The organism is Kribbella jiaozuonensis (assembly GCF_005233875.1).
Lineage (GTDB): Bacteria > Actinomycetota > Actinomycetes > Propionibacteriales > Kribbellaceae > Kribbella > Kribbella jiaozuonensis.
In genome coordinates this window covers 124,229-147,535 of record NZ_SZPZ01000003.1, presented here as the reverse complement: position 1 = coordinate 147,535, position 23,307 = coordinate 124,229, and the positions used below count along the sequence as shown (strand labels likewise).

Sequence of the window (23,307 nt, the reverse complement as noted above, 5' to 3'; positions counted from 1 at the left end):
CACTTCGCCGCGCGGGTTCGAATCGGCCCCCACTCTTAACGCATTACGAACATCCACAGGCTCGCTCCGACCGTGATTCGGCCGCTATCCGGATGTGACCGTTCCGAGATCAAACGCTTGGTCGACAAATCGCCGTCGTGATCGCGGCCGCGACGTGGTCGCCGTACCGCTCGGCGCTCCAGCCGCGGAGCAGCACGAGCAGCTCGTAGAGCTCGACCGAGATGTACGTCCATAGCACGTCCGCGACCTCTTCGAGCGTGATCCCGGGGCGCAGGTCGCCGGTCTCGAGCAGGTGGCGGCCGAACATCGTCATCCCGACCAGGCGCTCGTCGAGCAGGGTCTGCCAGGTCTCCCGCAGCGTCTCGTCGCCGTGCCGGCCGTCGCGGATCAGGATCTGTACGCGCGCCGACCGCTGCTGCCGCTCGACCAGCCCGACGACGTACAGCTGGAGCTTCCGCCGTACATCGGGCTCCTGTTGGAGCGCGAGCGCCTCGGGGCGTTCCGCGATCGGCACCGGCTCGTCGTCGCCGGCGATCACGAAGTCGAACACGGCCTTGGCCAGTGCGGCCTTGGTGCCGAATCCCTTGTAGATGCTCTCCGCGGATACCCCGGCCCGCCGCGCGACCGCACTGATCGTCGTCGCCTGGAACCCGTCCGCCTCGAACAGCTCCTGTGCCGCGACCACGACGTCACGGCGTCGCTGCTGGGCGCGTTCGCGCCGCGTCGACGCGTCGTAATTCCTCTTGACGTCAGCCACTTCTCATCCCATGCTTTTGAGTACAGTCACACTGTATCGAATTAGGGGGAACACGATGAGTACGACAGCAGGCGTGTCGGCGGGGGACCTCGCCGTCCGCAGCATCCTGATCATGGCCGACGGGGAGCGGTCCGACTTCGACGAGCTGATCCATCCGCACGCGGTGAACCGCGAGGGCAAGGTCGAGCCGCCGGAGTGCCGGGTGGGAGGACCGGAGGGGTTCCACGCCACCGCGCGCTGGCTGCGGACCGCGTTCGAGGGGCTGGCCTACGAGATCCACCATGTCGTTGCTGATGGCAACTTGGTGGCGGTGAACACCACGATGAGCGGGCGTCACGTGGCGCCGTTCGTTGTCTACACACCCGACGGCGAGGTCGACACCGCGTTCCCGCCGACCGGCAAGACGTTCGCGGTCACGCAGTCGCACTGGTTCCGGATCGAGGACGGCCTGGTCGTCGACCACTGGGCCAACCGCGACGACCTCGGTCAGGCGCAGCAACTCGGTTGGGTGCCGCCGACCCCGGCGTACCTGTTCCGGATGGCCCGCGCGAAGTCCCGCGCCAAACGAGCGATGTGATCCATAGCGCGGCGGGCGTACGGCGGTTGCTGGTTGACTGCCCGCGTGGACTTTCGGATCGAGCGTGGCGCGGTCGCCCGGCTGGTGATCGACCGGGTCGCGAAGCGGAACGCGCTGACCCGGGCGATGTGGGCGGCGCTGCCTGAGCTCCTGGCAGAGCTGGCGGGTGACGACGAGGTCAAGGTCCTCCTCGTCACCGGTGAAGGGCCCAGCTTCTCGGCCGGTGCGGACATCCGGGAGCTGATCTCCGGTAACGATCCGGCCGATCCGATGGCCGAGTTGCGGGCGTTCAACCTGCGGGCGCAGGCGGCGTTGCGGGAGTTTCCGAAGCCGACGATCGCGGTGGTCCGCGGACACTGCATCGGCGGCGGTCTGGAGATCGCGGTGAACTGCGATTTCCGGTTCGCCGCGCGCGATGCGAGTTTCGGGGTCACGCCGGCGCGGATCGGTGTCGTCTACCCGCCGGCCGCGATCAAGGTCCTGCTCGATCTGGTCGGCCCCGCGACCACGAAGTACCTGCTCTTCAGCGGGGAACTGCTGACCGCGGACGAGGCCGAGCTGAAGGGCCTGGTCGATCGCGTGGCCGACGATCCGATGGTGGCGGCCGAGGTGTTCGCGGAGACGTTGGTGTCGCGGTCGCAGCTGACGATCCGCTCGGCCAAGGAGTCGGTGAACGCCTTGCTGGCAGGCGAAAACGCCGATGAGGCAGCGGTACGGCGGTATCGCGAGACAATCGCGTCCGGTGAACTCGCGGAAGGGATCGACGCCTTCACGCAGAAGCGGTCACCCGAGTTCGTCTGGCATCCCCGCTGAGATCAGCGTGCCGCGGAGCTCGACCCGGTCGCCGGCCGCAGCCGAGACCAGAGCTGCGATCGCCTGCGCGCGGTCGTCGTCGACGGCATCGACCAGGAAATATCCGGCGAGCTGCTCCTTCGCCTCACCGAACGGCCCGTCGGTGACGACCTGCGCGCCGGCGCGGATCTGCACGATCCGGCCCTCCTCGGGCGGCAGCAGGCCCTCCGAGCTGACCAGCTCGCCGGACTCGGCCAGGTCCCGCTTGAGCCGCGTCAACCGGACGACGCCCCGCTGGTCCTCTTCGGTCCAAGTGCGGTCGAGATTGCGGAAGATCATCACGACGTACTTCATGGGTTCACCGTAGCGACGGGGACGGACAGAACCCCGCGGACTCGTGGTCCGCGGGGTCCTGTTCTGCAGGGTCAGGGGTGGATCAGTACCAGTGTCGGCGTCCGCCGACGGCACGGCCCGTCGATCCGAGCAGGAAGAGCACCGCTCCGACCACCAGCAGCACAATGCCGATGGTCCACAGGATCGGGATACTCAGCAAGAATCCTAGAATCAGCAGGATCAAACCGAGGATGAGCATGAAGCCTCCTTCGCAAGAGCCGCCGGGCGGTCGCTGGCAGCCACACGAACCAGGTGCCCACAGTTCCGGCCCCGAACCTCCAACAACCGTTTGATGTCATGACGCGACTGCTTCGAGCCGGCGTGAACGGTTCCGGGTGAGCAGCAGGCCGCAGCCGGCCAGACCGATCGCGATGAAGATCCACACCGTCGCGAACGCGATCCGGTACCCGTGGGTCAGGTCCGCCGGCGTGGTTCCCGCCGTACTGGCTGTAGCCACCGCGGAGACGGCTGCGACGCCGATCGCACCGCCGATCTGGAAGCTGGCGTTCTGCAGACCGGATGCGACGCCGGAGTCCTCGCCGGGTACGTCGCTGAGCGAGGCGATGGAGCCTGCGACCGTTCCGGCACCCAGTCCGGCGCCGAAGATCGTCAGACCCCAAAAGGCGAGCTCGAAGTACCCGGAGTTGACGGTGAGCTGAGTCATCAGCGTTGTACCGGCTCCGGCGATGACTAGCGAGACGAACGCGACCGCCCGCGGTCCGACTCGCGTGACGAGGTGCTGGCCGATCATTGACCCGACGACTGCGGCAGCCGCGAGTACGGCGGACATGAGGCCGTAGCGGACCGCGGTCAGGCCGAGTGCCAGCTGGGCGTACTGCGTGTAGACGAAGTTGAGTCCGAACGCGGCCAGGCCCCAGGCGATCGTGATGAGGTTGCCACCGACCAATGCGCGGGAGTGGAAGATCCGCAGCGGTACGAGCGGTGCGGCGGATCGCTTCTCCACCAGGACGAATGCGGCGAACAGTCCGGCCGAGAGGACGACGAGCAGCACGGTCTGGAGCGCCGACGACTCAGGGGCCTCGATGACGGCGTACACAAGGACGATGAGTGCTGCGGTTACTGTGGCCGCACCGGCGACGTCGAAACCGCGGCGTCCTGGTCCACGGCTGTCCATCAGCAGCATCGGTGCGAGTACGACGACCAGCAGGCAGACCGGCACGTTGATGAAGAAGATCCACTGCCAGCCGAGTCCGTCGGTCACCGGTCCGCCGATCAGCGACCCCGCCGTACCTCCGACTCCGCTGGTCGCGCCCCAGATGCCGAGCGCCTTGTTGCGATCCGCACCGGACGGGAACGTCGTCATCACGATCGACAACGCACTCGGTGCCAGTACGGCGGCCGCCGCGCCCTGCAGGCCCCGCGCGAGCACCAGCGCGTCACCGCTCCACGCGAACCCGCACAGCAGCGAGGACCCGGCGAACAACAGCAGTCCGGTCATGAAGACGCGCCGACGCCCCAGCAGGTCGGAGATCCGCCCGCCGAGCAGCAGGAGGCCGCCGAACATCAGTGCGTACCCGCTGGGCACCCACTGCACCCCGCCGGTCGAGAACGTCAGCTCGCGCTCGATCGACGGCACGGCGACCAGCACGATCGACGCGTCCAGAATGATCATGAACCCGGTCAGACAGAGCAGTGCCAGCGCCAGCCAGCGCTTCGAATGCGAAACCATCGGAAATCTCCAGTACACCGGGACGCCCCGGCTGAGCGTCACTCGGTGGAGACGTCGGCGCCGATCGGGTGGAGTTCGACATTCCGGATCTGTCGAAGTTGGGACGGCTTGTTTCGACGTACCGGGTGACAGGGGGTCACAGGGGCCTCCGCGAGGGACAGGATGGTGCCTGTGAAGTACATGCTGCTGATCTACAGCAACCCCGAGAGCTGGGCGAGCCTGTCGGCCGAGCAACGCGAGGGGCTGAGCACCGCACACGAGACGCTGACGCGGGAGCTGACCGAGCAGGGCCTCCTGGTCAGTGCGGCCGGGCTGGCCGACCCGATCACCACGCGGACCGTGCAGGTGCGCGACGACACCACGACCACGACGGACGGGCCGTATGCCGAGGCCAAGGAGCACCTGGCCGGGTTCTACCTGGTGGAGTGCGACGACATCGACCAGGCGATCGGGTACGCGGCCCGGATGCCGGACGCGGAGTACGTCGCCGTGGAGGTGCGGCCGGTGATGGATGCGTCTGGGCTGGAAATGTGAGCGACTTCGAGCTCCTCCTCCGGGAGCAGGCGCCGCAGGTGCTGAGTGCGCTGGTCCGGCACTACGGGCACTTCGATCTGGCTGAAGAGGCGGTCCAGGAGGCTCTGCTCGCGGCCACGCAACAGTGGCCGGGCGAGGGCGTGCCGGACAACCCGCGTGGCTGGCTGATCCGGGTCGGGTCGCGGCGGCTGACCGATCTGCTCCGCAGCGAGTCGGCGCGGCGACGGCGCGAGGAGAACGCGGCCCAGCTCTCCGCGCCGGAGGAGTTTGTTGCCTCAGGCCCCGAGATTGACGATCCGGGTGGCCGGGACGACACGCTGACGCTGTTGTTCCTGTGCTGCCACCCGGCGCTGTCGCCGGCGTCGCAGATCGCACTGACGTTGCGTGCGGTCGGCGGTCTCACCACCGCGCAGATCGCGGCCGCGTTTTTGGTGCCCGAGGCAACGATGGCACAGCGGATCAGCCGGGCCAAGCGGAGCATCAAGCAGGCCGGCAGTTCGTTCGAGATGCCGCCGGAGGCGGAGCGGGACGAGCGGATGGGCGCAGTACTGCATGTGCTGTATCTGATCTTCAACGAGGGCTACACCGCGTCGTCCGGTACGTCGTTGCACAGCGCGGAGCTCACCACCGAAGCGATCCGGCTGGTGCGCGGCGTACGGAAGCTGCTGCCGGACGACGGTGAGGTGGCGGGGCTGCTGGCGCTGATGCTGCTGACCGACGCGCGTCGGCCGGCGCGGACCGGTCCGGAAGGGTCGCTGGTGCCGCTGGCCGAGCAGGACCGATCGAAGTGGAACAAGGCGACCATCGTCGAGGGAGAGGCGTTGGTGACCGATGCGCTGTCCCGGTCGCAGCTCGGGCCGTACCAGGTGCAGGCTGCGATCGCTGCGGTGCATGACACCGCTGAGCACGCTGATGACACGGACTGGCGGCAGATCGTCGCGCTGTACGACGTACTCGAGCAGCTGGTCGACAACCCGATGGTGAAGCTCAACCACGCCGTTGCTGTCGCTATGGCGGTCGGGCCGAAGGAAGGGCTCGCTGTGCTCGAGCCACTCGAGGCGGACGACCGGATGAACCACCGGCTGGAGGCTGTCCGCGCGCATCTGCTGGAGATGTCCGGTGACGCCGCGGCTGCACGGGAGAGCTACCTGCTGGCGGCCCGTCGTACGACGAGTGTGCCGGAACGGAACTACCTACAGTCGAAGGCGGACCGGTTAGCCTGAGGTGTGGATCTGACCAGAGCCTCGCTCCTCCGGGAGATGCTGAGCGGTACTGAGCTGGGGAGCCGGACGACCGAGTTCGGCTATGCACTGCGGCGGTTCACGACGAGACGTAGTGGGCTCATGCTGTTCGGACCGGTCGACGAGGAGCCGTGGCACCTGACCGCGCATCTGGACGACGAGCTGCACCGGGCCGGCATCGAGGACGCACGGCCTTCACTGGTCCGCTGGGCACCGCCGCCGGGCGCACCGCCGCACCTGGCGATCGGTCTGGACCGGCTCCAGGACGCTGGTCGTGGCGAGTCGTTGCTGGTGGTCGCGGAGGAGAATCCGGCCGACACGTTGCTCGAGCGCGTCAGCGACGTCCGCCGACGCGGTACGACGATCTTCAGCATCGGGAACGGCGACAAGGAGCTGATGTCGCTCAGCCACGAGACGCTCGTACCGGAGCTGCTGGTGCCGGACGGGTTCGGGTGGCGGAACCAGTCGCTCGGGTACGACCATGACGAGCCGCAGCCGGCATTGACCGATGTGGAACCGCAGACGGCCGAGGGCTTCGAGATGGCGCAGCATCTGATCAGCCTGGCCGCCGCCGACGAGGAAGCCGGCCGCTCCGGTTGGCGCCGTCGCCTCCGCACCGCCATCGAACGCCTGAGCGGCGAGCCGGCTTAGCGGTCGAGGTAGAGCGCCGCCAGCCGAGGCAGGTGAGCTTCCAGATCCTCTTCGTCGTCGAAGTCGATCTCCTGGCCGGCCGGCAGGTCCGGCGTGTCCGGCGCGTCGGCGTCAACAGCCTTCCAGTACGCCGCTTCGTCGCCGGTCACGTTCTTGTACGCGTGACTGCCGACGTGCAGCATCCCTTCGCCGTCGAACCCTTCGAACCCCTCCGGCCGGTCCTCGTCGACCACGTCGGCGAGCGAGTCCGGCCCCGCCAGCGCGGCGTCCCAGACCTCACGTCCCTGGGCGATCAACCACCCACGGAACGAATCGAAGCCGTCCTCCGAAGCACCGGAGTTGATCAGGTACGCCGCCGCCCACAGGTCCCACCGGTACGACTCGACCTGCAACCGCGCGAACTCGACCCCGAACCCCGCGATCTCCTCGGCCTCCGCCGCACCCAGCACCTTGGTCAACGCGTCCGCAACCCCGTCCGGATCAGCCACGGTGTCATCCACCGAGGCCCGAGCATCCTCGACAAGACCCCAGAACCCATCCCTGTCCACCCCCAAACCATCTCACCCACCCAGGGTCCAACGGGAGGGGTCAGAGGCCGTCGGCGAAGGTCCGCAGTACCGGAGCCAGGGTGGTGGGGTCGGTGCTGTGGTTTTCGCCGGGGATGGCGGTCAGGGTGGCGGTGGGGAGGTGGGTGGCTACGGCTTGGGCGCCGGAGGAGAGGGCGGGCCAGGTTTTGTCGCCGTGGAGGACGAGGACGGGGAGTTTCACCGTGGACCAGCGGTCGGCGGGGAGGGGGTTGCCGGACATGGTGGTGCCCATGATGCGGCCGTCGTAGGCGATGGTGTGGGCGATCTCTTCGACGGGGGCCCAGTAGGGGGACTGCTTCATGCCGGCGACGGCTTCGGCGGGGAGTCCGGCGGCGGCGGTCATGAAGAGTTCGGCGGCTTTGTCGCGGCGGCCCTCGGCGACGAAGGCGTCGAGTTGCTCGACGTAGTCGGACGGGAGCGGCGGGCGGACGTCGTCGACCACGACCGGGGGCTCAAACAGAACGAGCCCGGCGATCGGGAGACCGGCGGCCGCGGCGTCCAGAGCCAGGAGGGCGCCGGAGGACCAGCCGAACAGGATGGCCGGTTGACCTGCGTCCTCGATCAGGGCGGCGATGTCCTCGATCTCGCGCTCGATCGCGTACGGCGCGGTGTCGGTGCTCTCGCCGCGGCCGCGCCGGTCGTACACGTACGTGCGGAACTCGTCGCTCAGCAACTGCCCGACCTCCGCATTCGCGGGGTTGACGGCGCGGTGCGCGGTGGCTCCGTCGATCAGGATCAGCGGCCGGCCTTCGCCGTACGCGTCGAAGGCGATCCTCGTGCCGTCGGCAGATGTCACGGTGCTCATGGTCTTCTCCTCGATTCGCAGGGAACTAGACCGTACAGTACTCGCGAGAGAACTGGACTGTCTAGTATGATTTCGGCATGGAGCAGGTAGAGATCGAAGGACGGACGCCCCGCAAACGCCGCGCGATCCTGGCCGCCGCGACCACGGCCTTCCTCCAGCACGGGTACCTCGGCGCGAGCATGGACGAGGTCGCCGCGAACGCCGGCGTCTCCAAACAGACCGTCTACAAGCAGTTCGAGAACAAGGAGCGCCTGTTCGCCGAGATCGTCCTCGGCACCAGCGACCAGTTGCTGGACGGCCTACTGCAGGCGTACGTCGACACCCTCGACGGAGCCGCCGACGCCCGGGAAGCCCTGCGCGCGCTGGCCCATCGCCTGCTCCAGAGCCTCACCGCCGACAGTGTGCTGCAGCTCCGCCGGCTGGTGATCGCCGAAGCGGACCGCTTCCCGGAGGTGTGCGGCGCCTGGTTCAACCGCGGCTTCGAGCAGTCCCTGGACGCACTCGGCCAGGCGCTGACGAGACTGAGCGACCGCGGCCTGCTGAAAGAGCTCGAAGACCCGACGCTCGCGGCGTACCAGTTCGCCGGCCTGGTCATGTACAAGCCGATGAACCGCGCGATGTTCGCGGGCACCCGCCAGCGTCCGAAGCCCGGCGAGCTCGACAAGCTTGCCGACCAGGCCGCCGAGGTGTTCCTGGCTGCGTACGGCGTCTAGCCATCCCCAGCCGGCCGGGTGATGTGCAGATGGATCCGCCAGCCCGCCCAGGCCAGCAGGCCCACCGGTATCGGTAGCCAGAATGACGCGAGCCGATACAGCAGCGTCCCGATGAGTGCGGCGTCCGGACTGATCCCGATCAGCACGAGCAGCGCAGTCAGACCGGCGTCGACGAAGCCGAGACCCCCTGGCGTGATCGGGATCATCGCGAGCGCCTGGGCCACGACATAGGCAAGCAGCACCATCGAAGGACGAGCGTGTACGTCGAGCGCCGCCAACGCGGCCACGAGTGCGGCGTAGTCGAACATCCGGTTCGCCGCCGCGGCCAAGGCTGCGGACCACCAGCGGCCCTCGAACGCGGCGGCGACCCGCTCCCGCTGCGTGACCAACTGTGCCGCGCAACTGTCGGCCGTCACGCTGCGCTTGACCAGGTGAATGACGTGCCCGGCCCCGCGACCGACGACCACCACGAACCGCGGCCAGGTGAGCGCAGCCAGTCCCAGACCGACGATGAGCACCGCCATGATCAGCGAGATCAGCAGGCCGAGCTCCAGTTGCCGGGCGGGCGGCGGGCCGATCAGGACTGCGGGGACGGTCAGCACAGGCAGCAGCAACAGCACGCCGGTGGTGATCAATCCGATCGCAGTCAAGGCGGAGGCGACGACCGCGGCCGGCTGCCCGGCTTGGATCAAGAGCCTGGCTTGAAGGACGCTGCCGGTGGCGGCGCCGCCGGGGAGGACCTTGCTGGCCGCGTTCCCGGCCAGTTGGGCCGTCGCGATGGTCCCCCACCCCGCGATGACCTGGTCGTCGGTGTGCTGATCCAGTGACAGCCTGGCCAGCCACCACAGTCCGGCGAAACTGCAAGCCTCCAGCACCACCAGGACCGGGAACCACCAGGGATTGACGTCCGCGAGGCGTGGCCAGGCTCCGAAGAGCGACAGGATGCTCGGCGCGACGATGTACAGGCCGACCCCGGTGATCGCCAGGCCGACAGCGCGGCCGCCCCACCGCCGCACCAAACCCCCGCCAGCGACGCGCATGACTCACCTCGCCCAGACGACGACCCACCCTCGCTAGGCCACCATAGCGCGGCTCAGACAGTGCCCCGGGTCGACGTGCGGACCACCAACTCGGGCGTGAACGTGACGCGCTGGTGCTCGTGGTCCGGGTTCGAGGACTCGTCCAGCAACAACTCGGCAGCGGTCCGGCCCAGCAGTTGCCGCGGCTGGCGCACCGACGTCAGCGGTACGGCGGCTGCCTCGGCGAACTCGATGTCGTCGTACCCGACGATCGCGAGATCCTCCGGAACGCGCAGTCCGAGACTCACGCACTGCTGCAGCAACCCCAACGCCAGCAAGTCGTTCGCACAGAAGGCGGCGGTCGGTCGCCGGTCCGCCGGGAGGCCCGCGAGTCGTTGCCCTGCGCCCCTGCCTTCGGCGACGGTGAGCGCGCCGGTGGTCAGCTCGATCAGGTCCGCCGCGGGCTTCCCGGCCGTCCGCAGCGCGCGGCGAGCGCCCTCGCGCCGGTCGACGACCTGGCCGATCGTGTTCGGACCGCCGACGTACGCGATCCGTTCGTGACCGAGCTCGAGCAGATGCGAGATCGCGAGCTCGCCGCCGAGGATGTCGTTCACCGCGACCGAGCAGTGCTCGGCCTCGTCGAGAGCGCGGTCGACGACGACGACCGGCGTACCGCGGGAGGGCAATTTGCGCAGGCGGGACGAGTTCTGATCGATGGGCGTGATCAGGATGCCCTGCACGCGTTGCTGTTCGAGCAGATCGAGGTACGCCGCCTCGCGGTCTGCGTCCTCGCTGCTGGTGCAGAGGAACACGGACAACCCGGCCGCTTGAGCAGCCTCCTCGACGCCCTTCGCGACGTCGGTGAAGAACGGGTTGCCGGCGTCGAGCATGAGGTAGGCGAGGATCCGGCTGGAGCCCGCGCGCAGTTGCCGCGCCGACTCGTTCCGGACGAAGCCGAGCGAGGCCATCGCCGCTTCGACCTTCGCGCGGGTCAGCGGGCTGACCACCTCGGGCCGGTTCAGCACGTTCGAGACGGTCCCCAGCGAGACGCCGGCCGCGGCGGCCACTGCTTTCACGCCGGCGGCATGCGGCTTCGGCGTACGCCGCCGCCTGGTCCGCTCAGGCAGGGCTTCCGCATCATCGACCGACACGAGAACCTCCCTGCGCACTTGAAACGTGTTAGCTGCCGAAGAATACCCGCTTCCTGCAGATTCTCCGCGACGGCAGTCCGGGATCGGCCGCAAAAGGTGGGCAGGCACTTGACGGCCACGGGGCACCACGCTTAGCGTCATGGGACGCTGTTGAAACCTTTCATAGCCTTCCCGCCCGCTCAGATACAGGTGACGCCGTGAATCGTTACTGCTTCTGCCTGCAGGTCCGGCCGGACCGGTTGGCCGAGTACGTCGACCGGCACCGGAACGTCTGGCCCGAGATGCAGGCCGCGCTGCGGGACTCCGGATGGCACAACTACTCGCTGTTCCTCCGCGACGACGGGCTGCTGATCGGGTACGTCGAGGCCGAGGATCTGGACGCCGCCCAGAAGGCGATGGCGGCGACGGAGGTCAACACACGCTGGCAGTCGGAGATGACCGAATTCTTCACGGGGATCGACGGCCGGCCGCCGGACGAGTCGTTCCTGCTGCTGCCCGAGATCTTCCACCTGAAGGGGACTGAGTCATGACGACCGATGCCGTGAAGGCCGCGCTGAGCCGCCAGGAGATCGAGTTGCCCTCGTGGGCGTTCGGCAACTCCGGCACCCGGTTCAAGGTGTTCGCCCAGCCCGGCGTACCGCGCTCGCCGGAGGAGAAGATCGCCGACGCGGCCGTCGTCCACAGGTACACCGGCGTCGCGCCGAGCGTCGCGCTGCACATCCCCTGGGACAAGGTCGACGACTACGCGGCGCTCGCGGCGTACGCGAAGGAGCAGGGCGTCCGGCTCGGGGCGATCAACAGCAACGTGTTCCAGGACGACGACTATAAGCTCGGCAGCGTCACGAACCCGGATCCCGCAGTACGCCGGAAGGCGACCGATCACCTGCTCGAATGCGTCGACATCATGGACGCGACCGGGTCCCGCGATCTCAAGCTGTGGTTCTCCGACGGCACGAACTACCCCGGCCAGGACGACATCCAGGATCGCCAGGACCGGCTCGCGACCGCGTTGAAGGAGGTGTACGACCGGCTCGGCGACGACCAGCGGATGCTGCTCGAGTACAAGCTCTTCGAGCCGGCGTTCTACACCACGGACGTGCCGGACTGGGGTACGTCGTACGCGCACTGCCTCGAACTGGGGCCGAAGGCAACGGTCTGTATCGACACCGGGCACCACGCGCCGGGGACGAACATCGAGTTCATCGTCGCGTTCCTGCTGCGGACGAAGAAGCTCGGCGCGTTCGACTTCAACAGCAGGTTCTACGCCGACGACGACCTGATGGTCGGGGCGGCCGACCCGTTCCAGCTGTTCCGGATCATGAACGAGATCGTCCGCGGCGACGCGCTCGACCCGGAGCGCGGGATCGCGTTCATGCTCGACCAGTGCCACAACATCGAGGAGAAGATCCCCGCGATCATCCGCTCGGTGATGAACGTCCAGGAGGCGACGGCGAAGGCGCTGCTGGTCGACCGCGACGTACTGCGGAAGGCCCAGCGGGAAGGTGACGTGCTGGGCGCGAACGCGGCGCTGATGGATGCCTACAACACGGACGTCCGGCCACTGCTCGCGGAACTCCGCGAGTCGCAGGGCCTGGACGCCGACCCGGTCGCGGCGTACAAGCGCAGCGGCTACTTCGAGCAGATCACCAAGGACCGCGTCGGCGGCGAGCAAGCTGGATGGGGAGCATAAGTGAGCGACACTGCAGCCGAGCTCGTTGCGCGTAGCAACCGTCTGGGTGCCGATCCACGCAACACGAACTACGCCGGCGGGAACACGTCGGCGAAGGGTACGGCGACCGATCCGGTCACGCAGAACCCCGTGGACTTGCTGTGGGTCAAGGGATCCGGCGGGGATCTGGGCACGCTCACCCCGGCAGGCTTGGCCGTGCTCAGGCTCGACCGGCTGAACGCTCTGATCGACACCTATCCGGGTGTCGACCGCGAGGACGAGATGGTCGCCGCGTTCGACTACTGCCTGCACGGCAAGGGCGGCGCGGCGCCGTCGATCGACACCGCGATGCACGGGCTGGTCGACGCCCCTCATGTCGACCACCTGCACCCGGACTCCGGGATCGCGCTGGCGACCGCCGCGGATGGCGAGAAACTGACCGCCGAGTGCTTCGGCGACCGGGTGGTGTGGGTCCCGTGGCGGCGGCCCGGTTTCCAGCTCGGTCTCGACATCGCTGCGGTCAAGCGCGAGAACCCGCAGGCAATCGGCTGCATCCTGGGCGGCCACGGCATCACCGCCTGGGGCAGTACGTCGGAGGAGTGCGAGGCGAACTCCCTCGACATCATCAGGACCGCCGAGCAGTTCCTCGCCGACCGCGGCAAGGCGGAACCCTTCGGCGCGGTGGTCAACGGCTTCGAGGCTCTCCCGGTGGAAGAGCGCAGGGCCAGGGCCGCCGCGCTCGCCCCGGTGATCCGGGGACTGGCGTCGACGGACAAGCCGCAGGTCGGGCACTACAACGACTCAGACGCCGTCCTGGAATTCACCGCGCGGGAGCGGCTGGCAGAGCTGGCTGCGCTCGGCACCTCGTGTCCGGACCACTTCCTGCGGACGAAGGTCCGTCCGCTCGTCCTTGACCTGCCCGCGACGGCCTCGGTGGAGGACGCGGTTGCTCGGCTGCGGGAGTTGCACGCGGCTTATCGCGAGGATTATGCGGCGTACTACAACCGGCATGCCGACGCCGACAGCCCGGCGATGCGGGGTGCGGATCCGGCGATCGTGCTGGTGCCGGGCGTGGGGATGTTCAGCTTCGGGAAGGACAAGCAGACCGCGCGGGTGGCCGGCGAGTTCTACGTGAACGCGATCAACGTGATGCGCGGCGCCGAGTCGGTGTCGACGTACGCGCCGATCGATGAGCGGGAGAAGTTCCGGATCGAGTACTGGGCGCTGGAAGAGGCCAAGCTGCAGCGGATGCCGAAGCCGAAGCCGCTCGCCACCCGGGTTGCGCTCGTGACCGGTGGCGGGTCCGGGATCGGCAAGGCGATCGCGCAGCGGCTGGCCGCGGAAGGCGCGTGCGTTGTCGTTGCGGACCTGGACCTGGCGGCGGGCGAGGCGGTCGCGAAGGAGATCGGTTCGTCCGACGTGGCCGTTGCCGTAGGCGCCGATGTGTCGTCGGCGGACGCGGTCGAGGCTGCGCTGCGGGACGCCGTACTGGCGTTCGGCGGGGTGGACCTGATCGTCAACAATGCCGGCCTTTCCATCTCGAAGTCGTTGCTGGAGACAACGGAACGGGACTGGGACCTGCAGCACGACGTGATGGCGAAGGGTTCGTTCCTGGTGTCGCGGGCGGCCGCGAAGGTGCTGATCGACCAGGGGATGGGCGGCGACATCATCTACATCTCCAGCAAGAACTCGGTCTTCGCCGGCCCGAACAACGTCGCGTACGGCGCTGCCAAGGCGGACCAGGCACATCAGGTCCGGCTTCTTGCCGCCGAGCTCGGCGAGCACGGGATCCGGGTCAACGGCGTGAATCCCGACGGCGTGGTCCGCGGGTCCGGGATCTTCGCCGGCGGTTGGGGTGCGCAGCGGGCGGCGGTGTACGGCGTACCCGAGTCGGAGCTCGGTGCGTTCTATGCGCAGCGGACGCTGCTGAAGCGTGAGGTGCTGCCGGAGAACGTCGCTGCCGCGGTGTTCGCATTGACCGGTGGCGACCTCACCCACACGACCGGTCTGCACGTGCCTGTCGACGCCGGCGTGGCAGCCGCCTTCCTGCGGTAGGCGCTGCCATGAAGCGTGTCGCGGCGGTGGATCTGGGCGCGTCGAGCGGTCGGGTGATGCTGGGCGAGGTCGGCGCACACGTCCTGGAGCTGCGCGAGATCCACCGCTTCTGGAACGGTCCGGTGCGCGTCCACGGGCGCCTCCACTGGGACATCCTCCACCTCTACCGCTCGACACTCGACGGCCTGCGTACGGCGGGTGCACTCGACGGGATCGGGATCGATTCGTGGGCCGTCGACTACGGCCTACTCGACGCCGATGGCCGCCTACTCCGCAACCCCGTCCACTACCGGGACTCCCGCACCGACGGCGTGATGGAGCGTGTGTTGGCGAAGGTGCCTGCCGCCGACCTGTACGCCGTCACCGGCCTGCAGCAGCTCCCGTTCAACACGATCTACCAGCTGGCCGCTGAGGAGCTGGAGGGTGCAGCCAGTCTGCTGATGATTCCCGACCTGCTCGGTTATTGGCTGACGGGCGAGATCGGGGTGGAGCGGACCAACGCCTCGACGACGCAGCTCTTCGACGTCCGCTCGCGCGAGTGGAGTGATGAGTTGATCGCGCGGGTGGGGCTTCCGCGCCGGGTCTTTCCGCAGTTGCGGGAGCCGGGGGATGTGGTCGGGAATGTGCTGCCGGACGAGACCGGGCTGCCGGACGGGATCCCGGTGATTGCAGTCGGGTCGCACGACACGGCTTCTTCTGTGGTTGCGGTGCCGGCGTCCGACGACCGGTTCGCGTACATCTCCTCCGGGACCTGGTCGCTCGTCGGGCTCGAGTTGGATGCGCCCGTCCTGACCGACGAAGCGCGCGAGGCCAACTTCACCAACGAAGGTGGTGTCGACGGGCGGATCCGGTTCCTCCGGAACGTCATGGGGCTGTGGATCCTCCAGGAGTGCCAGCGGATCTGGGCCGACGACGACCTGGACGGGCTCCTGCGAGACGCGGCCGGCGCACCGCCGTTCGCCACCCTGATCGATCCGGACGCTCCCGAATTCCTTGCCCCCGGCAACATGCCGGCGCGGATCGAGGAGCACTGCCGCGCGACCGGGCAGGAACCGCCAAGCGACAAAAGCTCCACGGTTCGCTGCATCCTGGAGAGCCTCGCGCTGGCCTACCGACGTACGATGCGATCCGCGCAGTCGATCGCCGACCGCGAGGTCGACGTACTGCACGTCATCGGCGGCGGTTCACAGAACGAACTGCTCTGCCAGCTCACCGCCGACGCGTGCGGCCTGCCCGTCCTTGCCGGCCCGGTCGAGGCATCCGCGCTCGGCAACGTACTCGTTCAAGCTCGCGCACTGGGCGAGCCCCTGCCGGACCTGGCCGCCATGCGTGCGCTGGTCCGCTCCACCCATCGCCTGCGGACCTACACCCCGCAGGGCAAACCGGCCGACTGGGACGCCGCCGAGTCCCGGATGTTCGGAACCAGGTGATTCGTATGACCGTGCTCCCCCAGGAACTTCGAACGCGGCGGGTGCCGCCGCGCGAGATCAGCCACGACGATCTGCAACTACTCCGTCTGCTCGCGACCGGGCTGCCGGTCGACGCGGTCGCGCGTCGGCTCGATCTGTCCGAGCGGACCGTACGCCGCCGTACCCGCTTGATCTGCGACCGCCTCGGCTTCAGCACCGCGATCGAGGCGATCGTCTGGGCAGCCCGCCGCGGTCTGGTCTGAGGTACGGCGTTAACCCGCGCCCGGCCCGGGTACCGGGGGTTCTGATCATCGAGCCGAGGAGGAGCGATGAACGGAACCACCATCGTCTGGATCGTCGTCGCGGTCGCCGCGCTGGTGATCGTGGTCGCCCTGATCGCCGGGGCGGTGTCGAAGAGATCCAAACGCCGGGCCGAGGTGCGGCCGCCGTCAGCCGACCGGACCGACCTTCACGAGCCACAGCCAAGGACACAGAACCTGTGGCCCGAGACGGACTGGGACGACGGGACTCACCCGCACGACCCGCGACGTTCGAAACACACCAAGCACTAGATCAGGTACCTGAACTCGGGGGAGTTCGGGTTGATGCGCTCGATGTCCAGCGGGGCGGCCTCCATCCGGGCCAGGAGGCCGGGGAGGTCGTCGCGGTTGCTGATCTCGATACCGACCAGCGCGACGCCGGTCTCGCGGTTGTTGCGCTTCACGTACTCGAACAGCGCGATGTCGTCGTCCGGCCCGAGCGCGCCGTCGAGGAACGTCCGCAGCGCGCCGGGCTCCTGCGGGAACGTCACCAGGAAGTAGTGCTTCAAGCCCTCGTACACCAACGAGCGCTCGAGGATCTCGCCGTACCGGCTGACGTCGTTGTTGCCGCCGGACAGCAGGCAGACGACAGTCTCACCCGGACGTACGTCGAGACCGTTGCCCAGGGCACTTGTCGACAAAGCGCCGGCGGGCTCCGCGATCAACCCGTCGGTTTGGTAGAGCTCGAGCATCTCCGAGCACACCAGCCCCTCGGGCACTGACATCAGCTCCACGCCGGCCTGCTGCACCAGGGGCAGGGTCACCGCACCGACCTGCCGTACGGCGGCGCCGTCGACGAAGCTGTCCAGGTGCGGCAACCTCACCGGCTCGCCGGCCTCCAACGCTGCCGCCATACTCGCCGCGCCGCCCGGCTCGACCCCGACGATGCGTACGCCGGGATGCCGCTCGGCGATCCACGTTGCAACCCCTGCAACGAGCCCGCCGCCGCCGACCGGAACCACGAGTACGTCGGGAGCCTGGCCGAGCTGATCGATCAACTCGACGGCCACGGTCCCCTGTCCTGCAACGGTTCTCGGATCGTCGAAGGCCGGCACCATCGTTGCCCCGGTCGCCTGACCTTCGGCAAGGGCAGCGGCCGCGGCGTCGTCGTACGTGTCGCCGGTGACGATCACCTGGATCTGCTTGCCGCCGAGGGCCGCGATCCGGTCCCGCTTCTGCCGCGGCGTGGTCCGCGGTACGTACACCTTGCCCTGGACACCGAGGATGTGGCACGAATACGCCAGGCCCTGACCATGGTTGCCAGCACTGGCGCAGACGACGCCGGCCGCCTTGGCGGAGTCGTCGAGCTGGGCGATCAGGTTGTACGCGCCGCGCAGCTTGTACGAACGGCCGATCTGCAGGTCCTCCCGCTTCAGCCAGACCTGCGCGCCGGTGCGCTCCGAGAGGCGGAGGTTGCGTTGCAACGGTGTGCGCACGGCGACACCGTCCAAACGGTCGACCGCGGCCTCGATCGCTGCCGCATCAACGGTGCTGGATCGAGCGACTGAACTACTGCCGTGCATGACGTTCCTTCCCGTGCATTTGCACGATCTTCGCCGATTCGCTCGCTGCACAAGACGATCCGCGTCCACAGTCCGGACCGGCGCATACCCTTTGCGCATCAGACTCTTGCACCATGCGTGAAACGGCTCTTCACTGGGCAGTCTAGTTTTCATACGCTCACTCGGTGTAACGACCAGGCCCCTGGAACAGATGAGCCGAGTAAAGCCGGTCAGTGAGGACTGGAGGGCACAGAATGGAGCTGATTCCGTTCAGTCTGTGGGGAGACGCTCTGTGGTGCGGTCAGGAAGTAGTGCGGGAGGCCCCGCACGAGCAGGCGATCCGAAGCCTGTTCCCGGACCCCATCCCAGCGCGTGGCGCAGATCTGGACACCGAGGCGGACCTCGTCCCGGAACCGCACAACCGTTTCGACCCGCGGTCGATCGCCGTCCGGGTGCAGGGCAAGGTTGTCGGCTATCTGCCGAGGGACGACGCGCACCGGTACCACCCGGTGCTGTCAGAACTGGTGGCGCAAGGCCTGCAACCGCAGGTTCCCTGTCACCTGTGGGTCAGTGAGTGGGAGCCGGCGGACTGGGACGGTAAAGGCGCCCAGGGCACCGAGTTCCACGCCAGTGTCGCGGTCGCCCTCGGGCAGCCGCACATGCTCGTACCGGTGAACCTGCCCCCGCCGGGCAGTTTTCACCTGCTACCGCCCGGCAGCGGCATCGTCGTACCGGGTAGCGAGGTGCATCCCGACGTACTCGCGCCGTTCTTCCGGGCGGAAGGCGAGTGCTGGGTGTACGCCACCATGCACGCGATCGAGGAGGAGGACGGTATCCAGGACCGGCACCGGATCGTGGTGGAGATCCGGCTCGACGACGAACCCGTCGGCCGGCTCAGTCCACGGCTGAGCGCCGAGTTCCTGCCCGCGATCCACTACCTCGCCGACATGCGTGCCGAGACCGCCGCACGGGTCGCCGTCCGCGGCGATCGCACCGCATCGGAGGTGATCCTCTACGCGGCGCGGAGTCACGACCTGCCGGCTACCTGGCCGGACGGTTTGGCCCGCTCCCCAGTCGCGTCCCCGCAATGGCACTACTGGGCAACGAAGGAAGCCAACTAGGCGGCTGCGCAGTACTGACCATGCCTCACCAGGCCGGTACTGCGGAGCTACTTGAACAACTGCAGGTTGTCGTCGCACCAGGCCGCGAACGTCCGTGGTTCGCGCCTGGTGAGGCGGCGTACCGTGTCCGTGCGTAGGCCGACCGTGTCGGCGCGCATGAGCTTCAGCCCCTCGACGATCGCCGCTGCCAGGTCCGGCGGCGCGCCGTTCGGGTAGCGGAAGCGGACGGCCTCTTCGGGGGTCTCGATCGGGCGTACGTCGAGGCTGCGGCCGATCGCGTCGCCGAGGATCGAGACCTGCTCGGCGAGCGTGAACGCCTCCGGACCTGTCAGTGTGTACTCCTGCTTCTCGTGCCCGTCCTCGGTCAGTACGGTCGCAGCGACGGCCGCAATGTCTGCCGGGTCGATGGGTGCGGAGCGGCCCGGGCCGATCGGGTCGAGCACGTAGCCGCCGGCGCGGATCGTCGGCAGCCAGTCGACCGCGTTCGTCATGAAGCCGGTCGGCCGGAGGAACGTTGCCGGGATCCCCGAGTTGCGGATGAGCTGTTCGCGCTCGTGATGCCAGTGCCCCATCGCGGGGATCGGCTCGCCGAGCACGGCGTACGACGAGACGTAGATGAGGTGGCGTACGCCGGCCTCGCGGGCCGCGGCGACGACGTTGACGGTGTGGTCGAGCCCCGTGCCCGGGACGAGCAGGAACACCTTGTCGACGCCGTGGAGGTCGAGCGGTCCGTCGAGGTCGCCGAGCTGTTGCTCGGCGGGCAGATCCTCGCGCGGCGTGCGGACCAGGGCGCGGAAGTCGGCGCCGCGGTCGTTGAGCTCGTCGACGAGCCTGCGGCCGATGTGTCCGGTGGCGCCGGTGATGAGTAGCATGGCAAACTCCTTTACCGGTTAACGATTCCTCGAAAACGTTAACCGGTAAACGATCTGGTCGTCAAGGAGTGTGTCGATGCCCGAGTTCCTGGAGTTGCACAGCAAGACGTCCAAGCTGCTGCGCGCCGCGGCGGACGCCGCCGTACAGCGCCATGGTCTGCGGCTCGGGCAGGATCATCTGCTGGCCGCGTTGTGGGCGGAGGACGGGCGTACGCCGGGCGAGATCGCCGCCGCGGTCAACGTCACGACGCCCGCCGTGACCAAACTCGCCACCCGGATGGCCGAGTCCGGCTGGCTCGAACGGCGACCCGACCCGCACGACAACCGCCTCGTCCGGCTCTGGCTGACTCCGGCCGGCCGGGCCCTGCAGAAGCCGATCGAGGCCGAACGCCAGGCGCTCGAGGACCGCATCACGGCGACCCTCACCAAGACCGAACGCGCCCAACTGATCAAGGCCCTGACGAAGATCCAGCAGGTGCTGGTATCAGACCTCGCGTGAGCGCGACGGCGTACGCTGTGGTGTATGGCGAACGCACCGGAGTGCCCGGTCTGTGGGCAGCAAGGAGTGCCGATTCTCTACGGCCTCCCGACCCGGGTTGCCCGGGAGGCGGCCGCGGCCGGCAAGGTCCGCCTGTTCGGCTGCGTCGTACCGGCCGAGCCGGATCAGTGGATCTGCCCGGAGTCCCACAGTTGGCGGGCTGACGACGACGGCGTCCTGCTGGCCGCCATCGAGGCTGCCATCAAGCGCTGAGAGGTAGATCACGAGCCGGCACGTCACAAGCGCGGAGGCCGGCTGTGTCCTGGAGTGCGGTGGCCAACCCGTTGGGGGTGGGTCCAAGCATTCTTGGAGATCGACGTGCGACACCTCATCACCCTGATCGCCGCGGCTACGGCGGTGACCGGTCTGGCCGCGCCGGCGCAGGCGGCCGATTGCGACGTGCAATGCCAGCTGGACCTGCAACATCAGAACGCCGTACCGCGGACGTCGTTCTACGACCCGCCCGCCTCGTTGCCGTGGGCACTACCGGGGTCGGTGATTCGCAAGCAGGAGACGACCGACTACACCGCCGGACCGGCGACCCGGATCATGTACCACTCGCGGACCTCGGCCGGCCGCGATGTGGCTGCGACTGCCGTTGTCCTGGTGCCGAAGGGCAAGGCGCCGGCCGGTGGCTGGCCCGTCGTCGTGGACGCACACGGCTCGAGCGGAATCGGCGGGCCCTGTGCGCCGTCGTTGATGAAGGACCTTTACCACGGCAACCAGATGATGGACTTCGTCAACAGTGGCTATGCGGTCGTCGCGCCGGATTACGCGGGCCTCGGTACCGACGGCCGGCCTGAGCTCGTCAACAAGACGGCCGAGGCCAACGATGTCATCTACGCCCAGCAGGCTGCGCGTCGGGTGCGGTCGGACCTGTCGTCGCGATGGGTTCTGTGGGGTCACTCGCAGGGTGGCGGTGCGGCGATGGGCGTCGGCGAGCGGTCCTGACCTCGCCGGTCGCGAACCTGTCCGAGGTCGCCGATCACGTCGTCGCGACTCCGGGGTACGGCGCCTTCGCGGCGATGATTGCCCAGGGCGCCCATTTCGGTGACGCCCGGATCCAGCCCGAGAGGTTGCTCAGCCCCGAGGCGTATTCGCGGATCGGCATCACCGCGATCGGCTGCCTCAACGCGGCGTTCACGGCGTACGCCGATCTGAGCGGGCCGCAGTTGGTGACCCCGGCGTACTCGACCGACCCCGCCTTCCGGACGTACCTGCGGGTCAACTCCGCCGGGAACCAGCGGCTGGGCGGACCGGTCCTGTTGCTGCAGGGCGAGGCCGACACCGTCGTACCCGTTGGTGTCACCAATCAGATCGCCGCGGCAGAGTGCCGACTCGGGACCCGCCTCACCTACAAGACGTACCCCGGTCTCGAGCACGACACCTACCCGTGGGTGCAGGGCATCGACGACGGCGCCATGCCCGACATCCTGGCCTGGACCGCTGACCGCTTCGCCGGACGCGCCGCGCCGACGTCCTGCACCCGTTGATTCCTAGCTCGGCTTGATGTTCTGGTTGAGGTGGAACAGGTTCGTCGGGTCGTAGGTGTTCTTGACCCGCACGAGCCGCTCGTAGGTCGCCGCCGGGTACGACGCCCGCACGATGTCCTCGTTGGTCTCACCGGTGAAGTTCACGTACGACGCCGCACTCGGCCCGAGCGAACTCCCCGCCGCACGAGCCCACTCGACGACCTCGTCGTACCCCGACCCGTCCTCGCTTCGAGCGACAACGTTGAGGATGTACTCGCGGTCCCGCGTGCCGAACGCCGTGGCGTCGGCCGGCACCCGGCCCATCGCGCCACCCAGGTGGTGGACGTGCAGCTCCGACAGACCGTTCGGTACTGCGGAATGCGCGGCGACGAGCGCGTCGACGGTTGTGGGACCGAGGTCGCCGAAGAACGCCGAACGGAAGTAGTTCCGCAGGCCGCGCGGGAACAGCGGATCGAGCAGCGTCTGCATCGCGTTGTACGGCATCGGCCCGAACAGATCCGCGACCACTGGTGCGAGTTCGCGGAACGGCCGGGTCGCGGCGTCGCCCGCGTCCGGCTGCCCGGACCACATCCCGAGTACGGCGACGATCGGCTTGCCATGCACCTCTTCCGGCAGGAACGGCAACGGCGGTGCGGTGGTGAGGTTGATTGCCAAGGACAACTCGTCCGGCGCCGACGCGGCCGCCGCACCGAACCCACGCAGTACGTCGGCTGCCCGATCGCCCGGGTAGAAGACCAGGCCCGCGAAGACGGTCGGACCGACCTCGTACGCCTTGAACTCGAACGAGGTGACGACACCGAAGTTGCCGCCGCCGCCCCGCAATGCCCACAGCAGTTCGGGGTTCTCGGTCTCGCTCGTGTGCAGGTACCGGCCGTCGGCGGTGACAACATCAGCCCCGATGAGGTTGTCACACGCCAGGCCGGCCTTGCGGACGAGCCAGCCGATCCCGCCTCCGAGCGTGAAGCCCGCGACGCCGGTCGACGACACCAGGCCGCCGGTGACGGCGAGCCCGAAGGCCTGCGCCTCGGCGTCGACATCGCCCCAGGTGCAGCCGCCCTGCGCCACGATCTGACGCCGGTCCGGATCGATCCGGACCGAGTTCATCGGCGACAGGTCGATGACGATGCCGCCGTCGGTGGTCGAGAATCCGGGGATGCTGTGACCGCCGCCCCGGACGGCCAACGTCAACCCCTCGCTCCGGGCGAACTCCACGGCCCGGATGACGTCGGCCACCCCCTTGCACCGGACGATCAGTGCCGGTCTCTTGTCATGCGCGGCGTTCCAGATCGACCGCGCGTCGTCGTACGACGGGTCGGCCGGGCGGATCAGCTCGCCACGCAGTCCTTCGGCAAGTTCACCGAGGGTGGCCTCCCCGAGCGTGTCCTGCCGCGCTTGCGTCGTTGTCATTTCCACTCCTG

General features: G+C 68.4%; 28 protein-coding genes. 17 read left to right on the top strand and 11 right to left on the bottom strand.

Annotated features, from left to right (window positions below):
• Positions 1-109: 109 nt before the first annotated feature.
• Positions 110-757, bottom strand: a complete 648-nt coding sequence (locus FDA38_RS20325) for a TetR/AcrR family transcriptional regulator (RefSeq protein WP_137255686.1) — start codon at positions 755-757, stop codon at positions 110-112.
• A 55-nt stretch (positions 758-812) separates the two neighbouring features.
• Between FDA38_RS20325 and FDA38_RS20320 the strand changes: the two genes are divergently transcribed.
• Positions 813-1,334, top strand: coding sequence for an ester cyclase (locus tag FDA38_RS20320; protein ID WP_137255685.1), 522 nt, complete (start codon positions 813-815; stop codon positions 1,332-1,334).
• Between the two features lie 45 nt (positions 1,335-1,379).
• Positions 1,380-2,147 (top strand): enoyl-CoA hydratase/isomerase family protein, encoded by a 768-nt coding sequence (locus FDA38_RS20315; protein ID WP_202877769.1) that lies wholly within the window; start codon positions 1,380-1,382, stop codon positions 2,145-2,147.
• Here the strand turns inward: FDA38_RS20315 and FDA38_RS20310 are convergent.
• The 3 genes from FDA38_RS20310 to FDA38_RS20305 all read right to left on the bottom strand — a co-directional run bounded on the left by FDA38_RS20310 (position 2,118) and on the right by FDA38_RS20305 (position 4,209).
• Entirely contained in the window at positions 2,118-2,480 is a 363-nt protein-coding gene (locus FDA38_RS20310; protein ID WP_137255683.1) for a YciI family protein, read from the bottom strand. The genes FDA38_RS20315 and FDA38_RS20310 overlap by 30 nt on opposite strands.
• A gap of 82 nt (positions 2,481-2,562) precedes the next feature.
• On the bottom strand, positions 2,563-2,718 hold the full coding sequence (locus tag FDA38_RS42280) for a DUF6131 family protein (RefSeq protein ID WP_166679556.1): 156 nt from the start codon (positions 2,716-2,718) through the stop codon (positions 2,563-2,565).
• 96 nt (positions 2,719-2,814) lie between these two features.
• Entirely contained in the window at positions 2,815-4,209 is a 1,395-nt protein-coding gene (locus FDA38_RS20305) for an MFS transporter (RefSeq protein ID WP_137255682.1), read from the bottom strand.
• A gap of 180 nt (positions 4,210-4,389) precedes the next feature.
• Here FDA38_RS20305 and FDA38_RS20300 point away from each other — a divergent pair, with 180 nt between their 5' ends.
• Genes FDA38_RS20300 through FDA38_RS20290 form a run of 3 tightly spaced genes read left to right on the top strand, consistent with a single transcriptional unit; the run spans position 4,390 to position 6,635 of the window.
• The gene (locus FDA38_RS20300) at positions 4,390-4,743 is read left to right on the top strand and encodes a YciI family protein (RefSeq protein WP_233714929.1); all 354 of its coding nucleotides are present in this window, start codon (positions 4,390-4,392) and stop codon (positions 4,741-4,743) included.
• Complete coding sequence (locus FDA38_RS20295; RefSeq protein ID WP_137255680.1) at positions 4,740-5,966, top strand: RNA polymerase sigma factor; 1,227 nt, start codon at positions 4,740-4,742, stop codon at positions 5,964-5,966. The genes FDA38_RS20300 and FDA38_RS20295 overlap by 4 nt, the downstream gene beginning before the upstream one ends.
• Before the next feature lie 3 nt (positions 5,967-5,969).
• A complete protein-coding gene (locus FDA38_RS20290; protein ID WP_137255679.1) occupies positions 5,970-6,635 on the top strand; it encodes a hypothetical protein in 666 nt (221 codons plus the stop codon).
• Here FDA38_RS20290 and FDA38_RS20285 read toward each other — a convergent pair.
• Both FDA38_RS20285 and FDA38_RS20280 read right to left on the bottom strand, forming a co-directional pair.
• The gene (locus FDA38_RS20285) at positions 6,632-7,183 is read right to left on the bottom strand and encodes a DUF4240 domain-containing protein (protein WP_137255678.1); all 552 of its coding nucleotides are present in this window, start codon (positions 7,181-7,183) and stop codon (positions 6,632-6,634) included. The genes FDA38_RS20290 and FDA38_RS20285 overlap by 4 nt on opposite strands.
• 40 nt (positions 7,184-7,223) lie before the next feature.
• On the bottom strand, positions 7,224-8,027 hold the full coding sequence (locus FDA38_RS20280; protein WP_137255677.1) for an alpha/beta fold hydrolase: 804 nt from the start codon (positions 8,025-8,027) through the stop codon (positions 7,224-7,226).
• Positions 8,028-8,104: 77 nt separating this feature from the next.
• Here FDA38_RS20280 and FDA38_RS20275 point away from each other — a divergent pair, with 77 nt between their 5' ends.
• Positions 8,105-8,740 carry a TetR/AcrR family transcriptional regulator gene (locus FDA38_RS20275; protein ID WP_137255676.1) on the top strand — a complete coding sequence of 212 codons (636 nt, stop codon included), beginning with the start codon at positions 8,105-8,107 and terminating at the stop codon, positions 8,738-8,740.
• Here FDA38_RS20275 and FDA38_RS20270 read toward each other — a convergent pair.
• Entirely contained in the window at positions 8,737-9,780 is a 1,044-nt protein-coding gene (locus FDA38_RS20270) for a lysylphosphatidylglycerol synthase transmembrane domain-containing protein (protein ID WP_137255675.1), read from the bottom strand. The genes FDA38_RS20275 and FDA38_RS20270 overlap by 4 nt on opposite strands.
• Positions 9,781-9,833: 53 nt before the next feature.
• Entirely contained in the window at positions 9,834-10,910 is a 1,077-nt protein-coding gene (locus tag FDA38_RS20265; protein ID WP_233714816.1) for a LacI family DNA-binding transcriptional regulator, read from the bottom strand.
• Positions 10,911-11,107: 197 nt separating this feature from the next.
• Between FDA38_RS20265 and FDA38_RS20260 the strand changes: the two genes are divergently transcribed.
• The 6 genes from FDA38_RS20260 (at position 11,108) to FDA38_RS20235 (ending at position 16,615) form a co-directional block, all read left to right on the top strand.
• Complete coding sequence (locus FDA38_RS20260; protein ID WP_137255674.1) at positions 11,108-11,440, top strand: L-rhamnose mutarotase; 333 nt, start codon at positions 11,108-11,110, stop codon at positions 11,438-11,440.
• Positions 11,437-12,600, top strand: coding sequence for an L-rhamnose isomerase (gene rhaI, locus FDA38_RS20255; protein WP_137255673.1), 1,164 nt, complete (start codon positions 11,437-11,439; stop codon positions 12,598-12,600). The genes FDA38_RS20260 and rhaI overlap by 4 nt, the downstream gene beginning before the upstream one ends.
• Positions 12,601-14,634, top strand: a complete 2,034-nt coding sequence (locus FDA38_RS20250) for a bifunctional aldolase/short-chain dehydrogenase (RefSeq protein WP_137255672.1) — start codon at positions 12,601-12,603, stop codon at positions 14,632-14,634.
• Positions 14,635-14,642: 8 nt separating this feature from the next.
• On the top strand, positions 14,643-16,064 hold the full coding sequence (locus tag FDA38_RS20245; RefSeq protein ID WP_137255671.1) for a rhamnulokinase: 1,422 nt from the start codon (positions 14,643-14,645) through the stop codon (positions 16,062-16,064).
• A gap of 5 nt (positions 16,065-16,069) precedes the next feature.
• Positions 16,070-16,306 (top strand): helix-turn-helix domain-containing protein, encoded by a 237-nt coding sequence (locus FDA38_RS20240; protein WP_137255670.1) that lies wholly within the window; start codon positions 16,070-16,072, stop codon positions 16,304-16,306.
• A 66-nt stretch (positions 16,307-16,372) separates the two neighbouring features.
• Positions 16,373-16,615: a hypothetical protein gene (locus FDA38_RS20235; protein ID WP_137255669.1), complete on the top strand. Its 243-nt coding sequence runs from the start codon at positions 16,373-16,375 to the stop codon at positions 16,613-16,615.
• On the opposite strand, the gene ilvA is transcribed toward FDA38_RS20235, so the two are convergent.
• Complete coding sequence (gene ilvA, locus FDA38_RS20230; RefSeq protein ID WP_137255668.1) at positions 16,612-17,886, bottom strand: threonine ammonia-lyase IlvA; 1,275 nt, start codon at positions 17,884-17,886, stop codon at positions 16,612-16,614. The genes FDA38_RS20235 and ilvA overlap by 4 nt on opposite strands.
• 233 nt (positions 17,887-18,119) lie before the next feature.
• On the opposite strand from ilvA, the gene FDA38_RS20225 reads away from it, so the two are divergent.
• Positions 18,120-18,986 carry an HIRAN domain-containing protein gene (locus FDA38_RS20225; RefSeq protein ID WP_137255667.1) on the top strand — a complete coding sequence of 289 codons (867 nt, stop codon included), beginning with the start codon at positions 18,120-18,122 and terminating at the stop codon, positions 18,984-18,986.
• Positions 18,987-19,033: 47 nt separating this feature from the next.
• Here FDA38_RS20225 and FDA38_RS20220 read toward each other — a convergent pair whose 3' ends face one another.
• Positions 19,034-19,858, bottom strand: coding sequence for an NAD(P)H-binding protein (locus FDA38_RS20220; protein WP_137255666.1), 825 nt, complete (start codon positions 19,856-19,858; stop codon positions 19,034-19,036).
• A gap of 76 nt (positions 19,859-19,934) precedes the next feature.
• Between FDA38_RS20220 and FDA38_RS20215 the strand changes: the two genes are divergently transcribed.
• The 4 genes from FDA38_RS20215 to FDA38_RS20200 all read left to right on the top strand — a co-directional run bounded on the left by FDA38_RS20215 (position 19,935) and on the right by FDA38_RS20200 (position 21,889).
• The gene (locus FDA38_RS20215; RefSeq protein ID WP_137255665.1) at positions 19,935-20,357 is read left to right on the top strand and encodes a MarR family winged helix-turn-helix transcriptional regulator; all 423 of its coding nucleotides are present in this window, start codon (positions 19,935-19,937) and stop codon (positions 20,355-20,357) included.
• Between the two features lie 24 nt (positions 20,358-20,381).
• The gene (locus FDA38_RS20210; RefSeq protein ID WP_137255664.1) at positions 20,382-20,609 is read left to right on the top strand and encodes a hypothetical protein; all 228 of its coding nucleotides are present in this window, start codon (positions 20,382-20,384) and stop codon (positions 20,607-20,609) included.
• Between the two features lie 105 nt (positions 20,610-20,714).
• On the top strand, positions 20,715-21,347 hold the full coding sequence (locus tag FDA38_RS20205) for an alpha/beta hydrolase family protein (RefSeq protein ID WP_137255663.1): 633 nt from the start codon (positions 20,715-20,717) through the stop codon (positions 21,345-21,347).
• Positions 21,293-21,889 carry an alpha/beta hydrolase gene (locus FDA38_RS20200; RefSeq protein WP_137255662.1) on the top strand — a complete coding sequence of 199 codons (597 nt, stop codon included), beginning with the start codon at positions 21,293-21,295 and terminating at the stop codon, positions 21,887-21,889. Before FDA38_RS20205 ends, FDA38_RS20200 begins: the two co-directional genes overlap by 55 nt.
• Positions 21,890-21,892: 3 nt before the next feature.
• Here the strand turns inward: FDA38_RS20200 and FDA38_RS20195 are convergent, their stop codons facing one another.
• Positions 21,893-23,296, bottom strand: a complete 1,404-nt coding sequence (locus FDA38_RS20195) for an FAD-binding oxidoreductase (protein ID WP_137255661.1) — start codon at positions 23,294-23,296, stop codon at positions 21,893-21,895.
• Positions 23,297-23,307 lie beyond the last annotated feature (11 nt).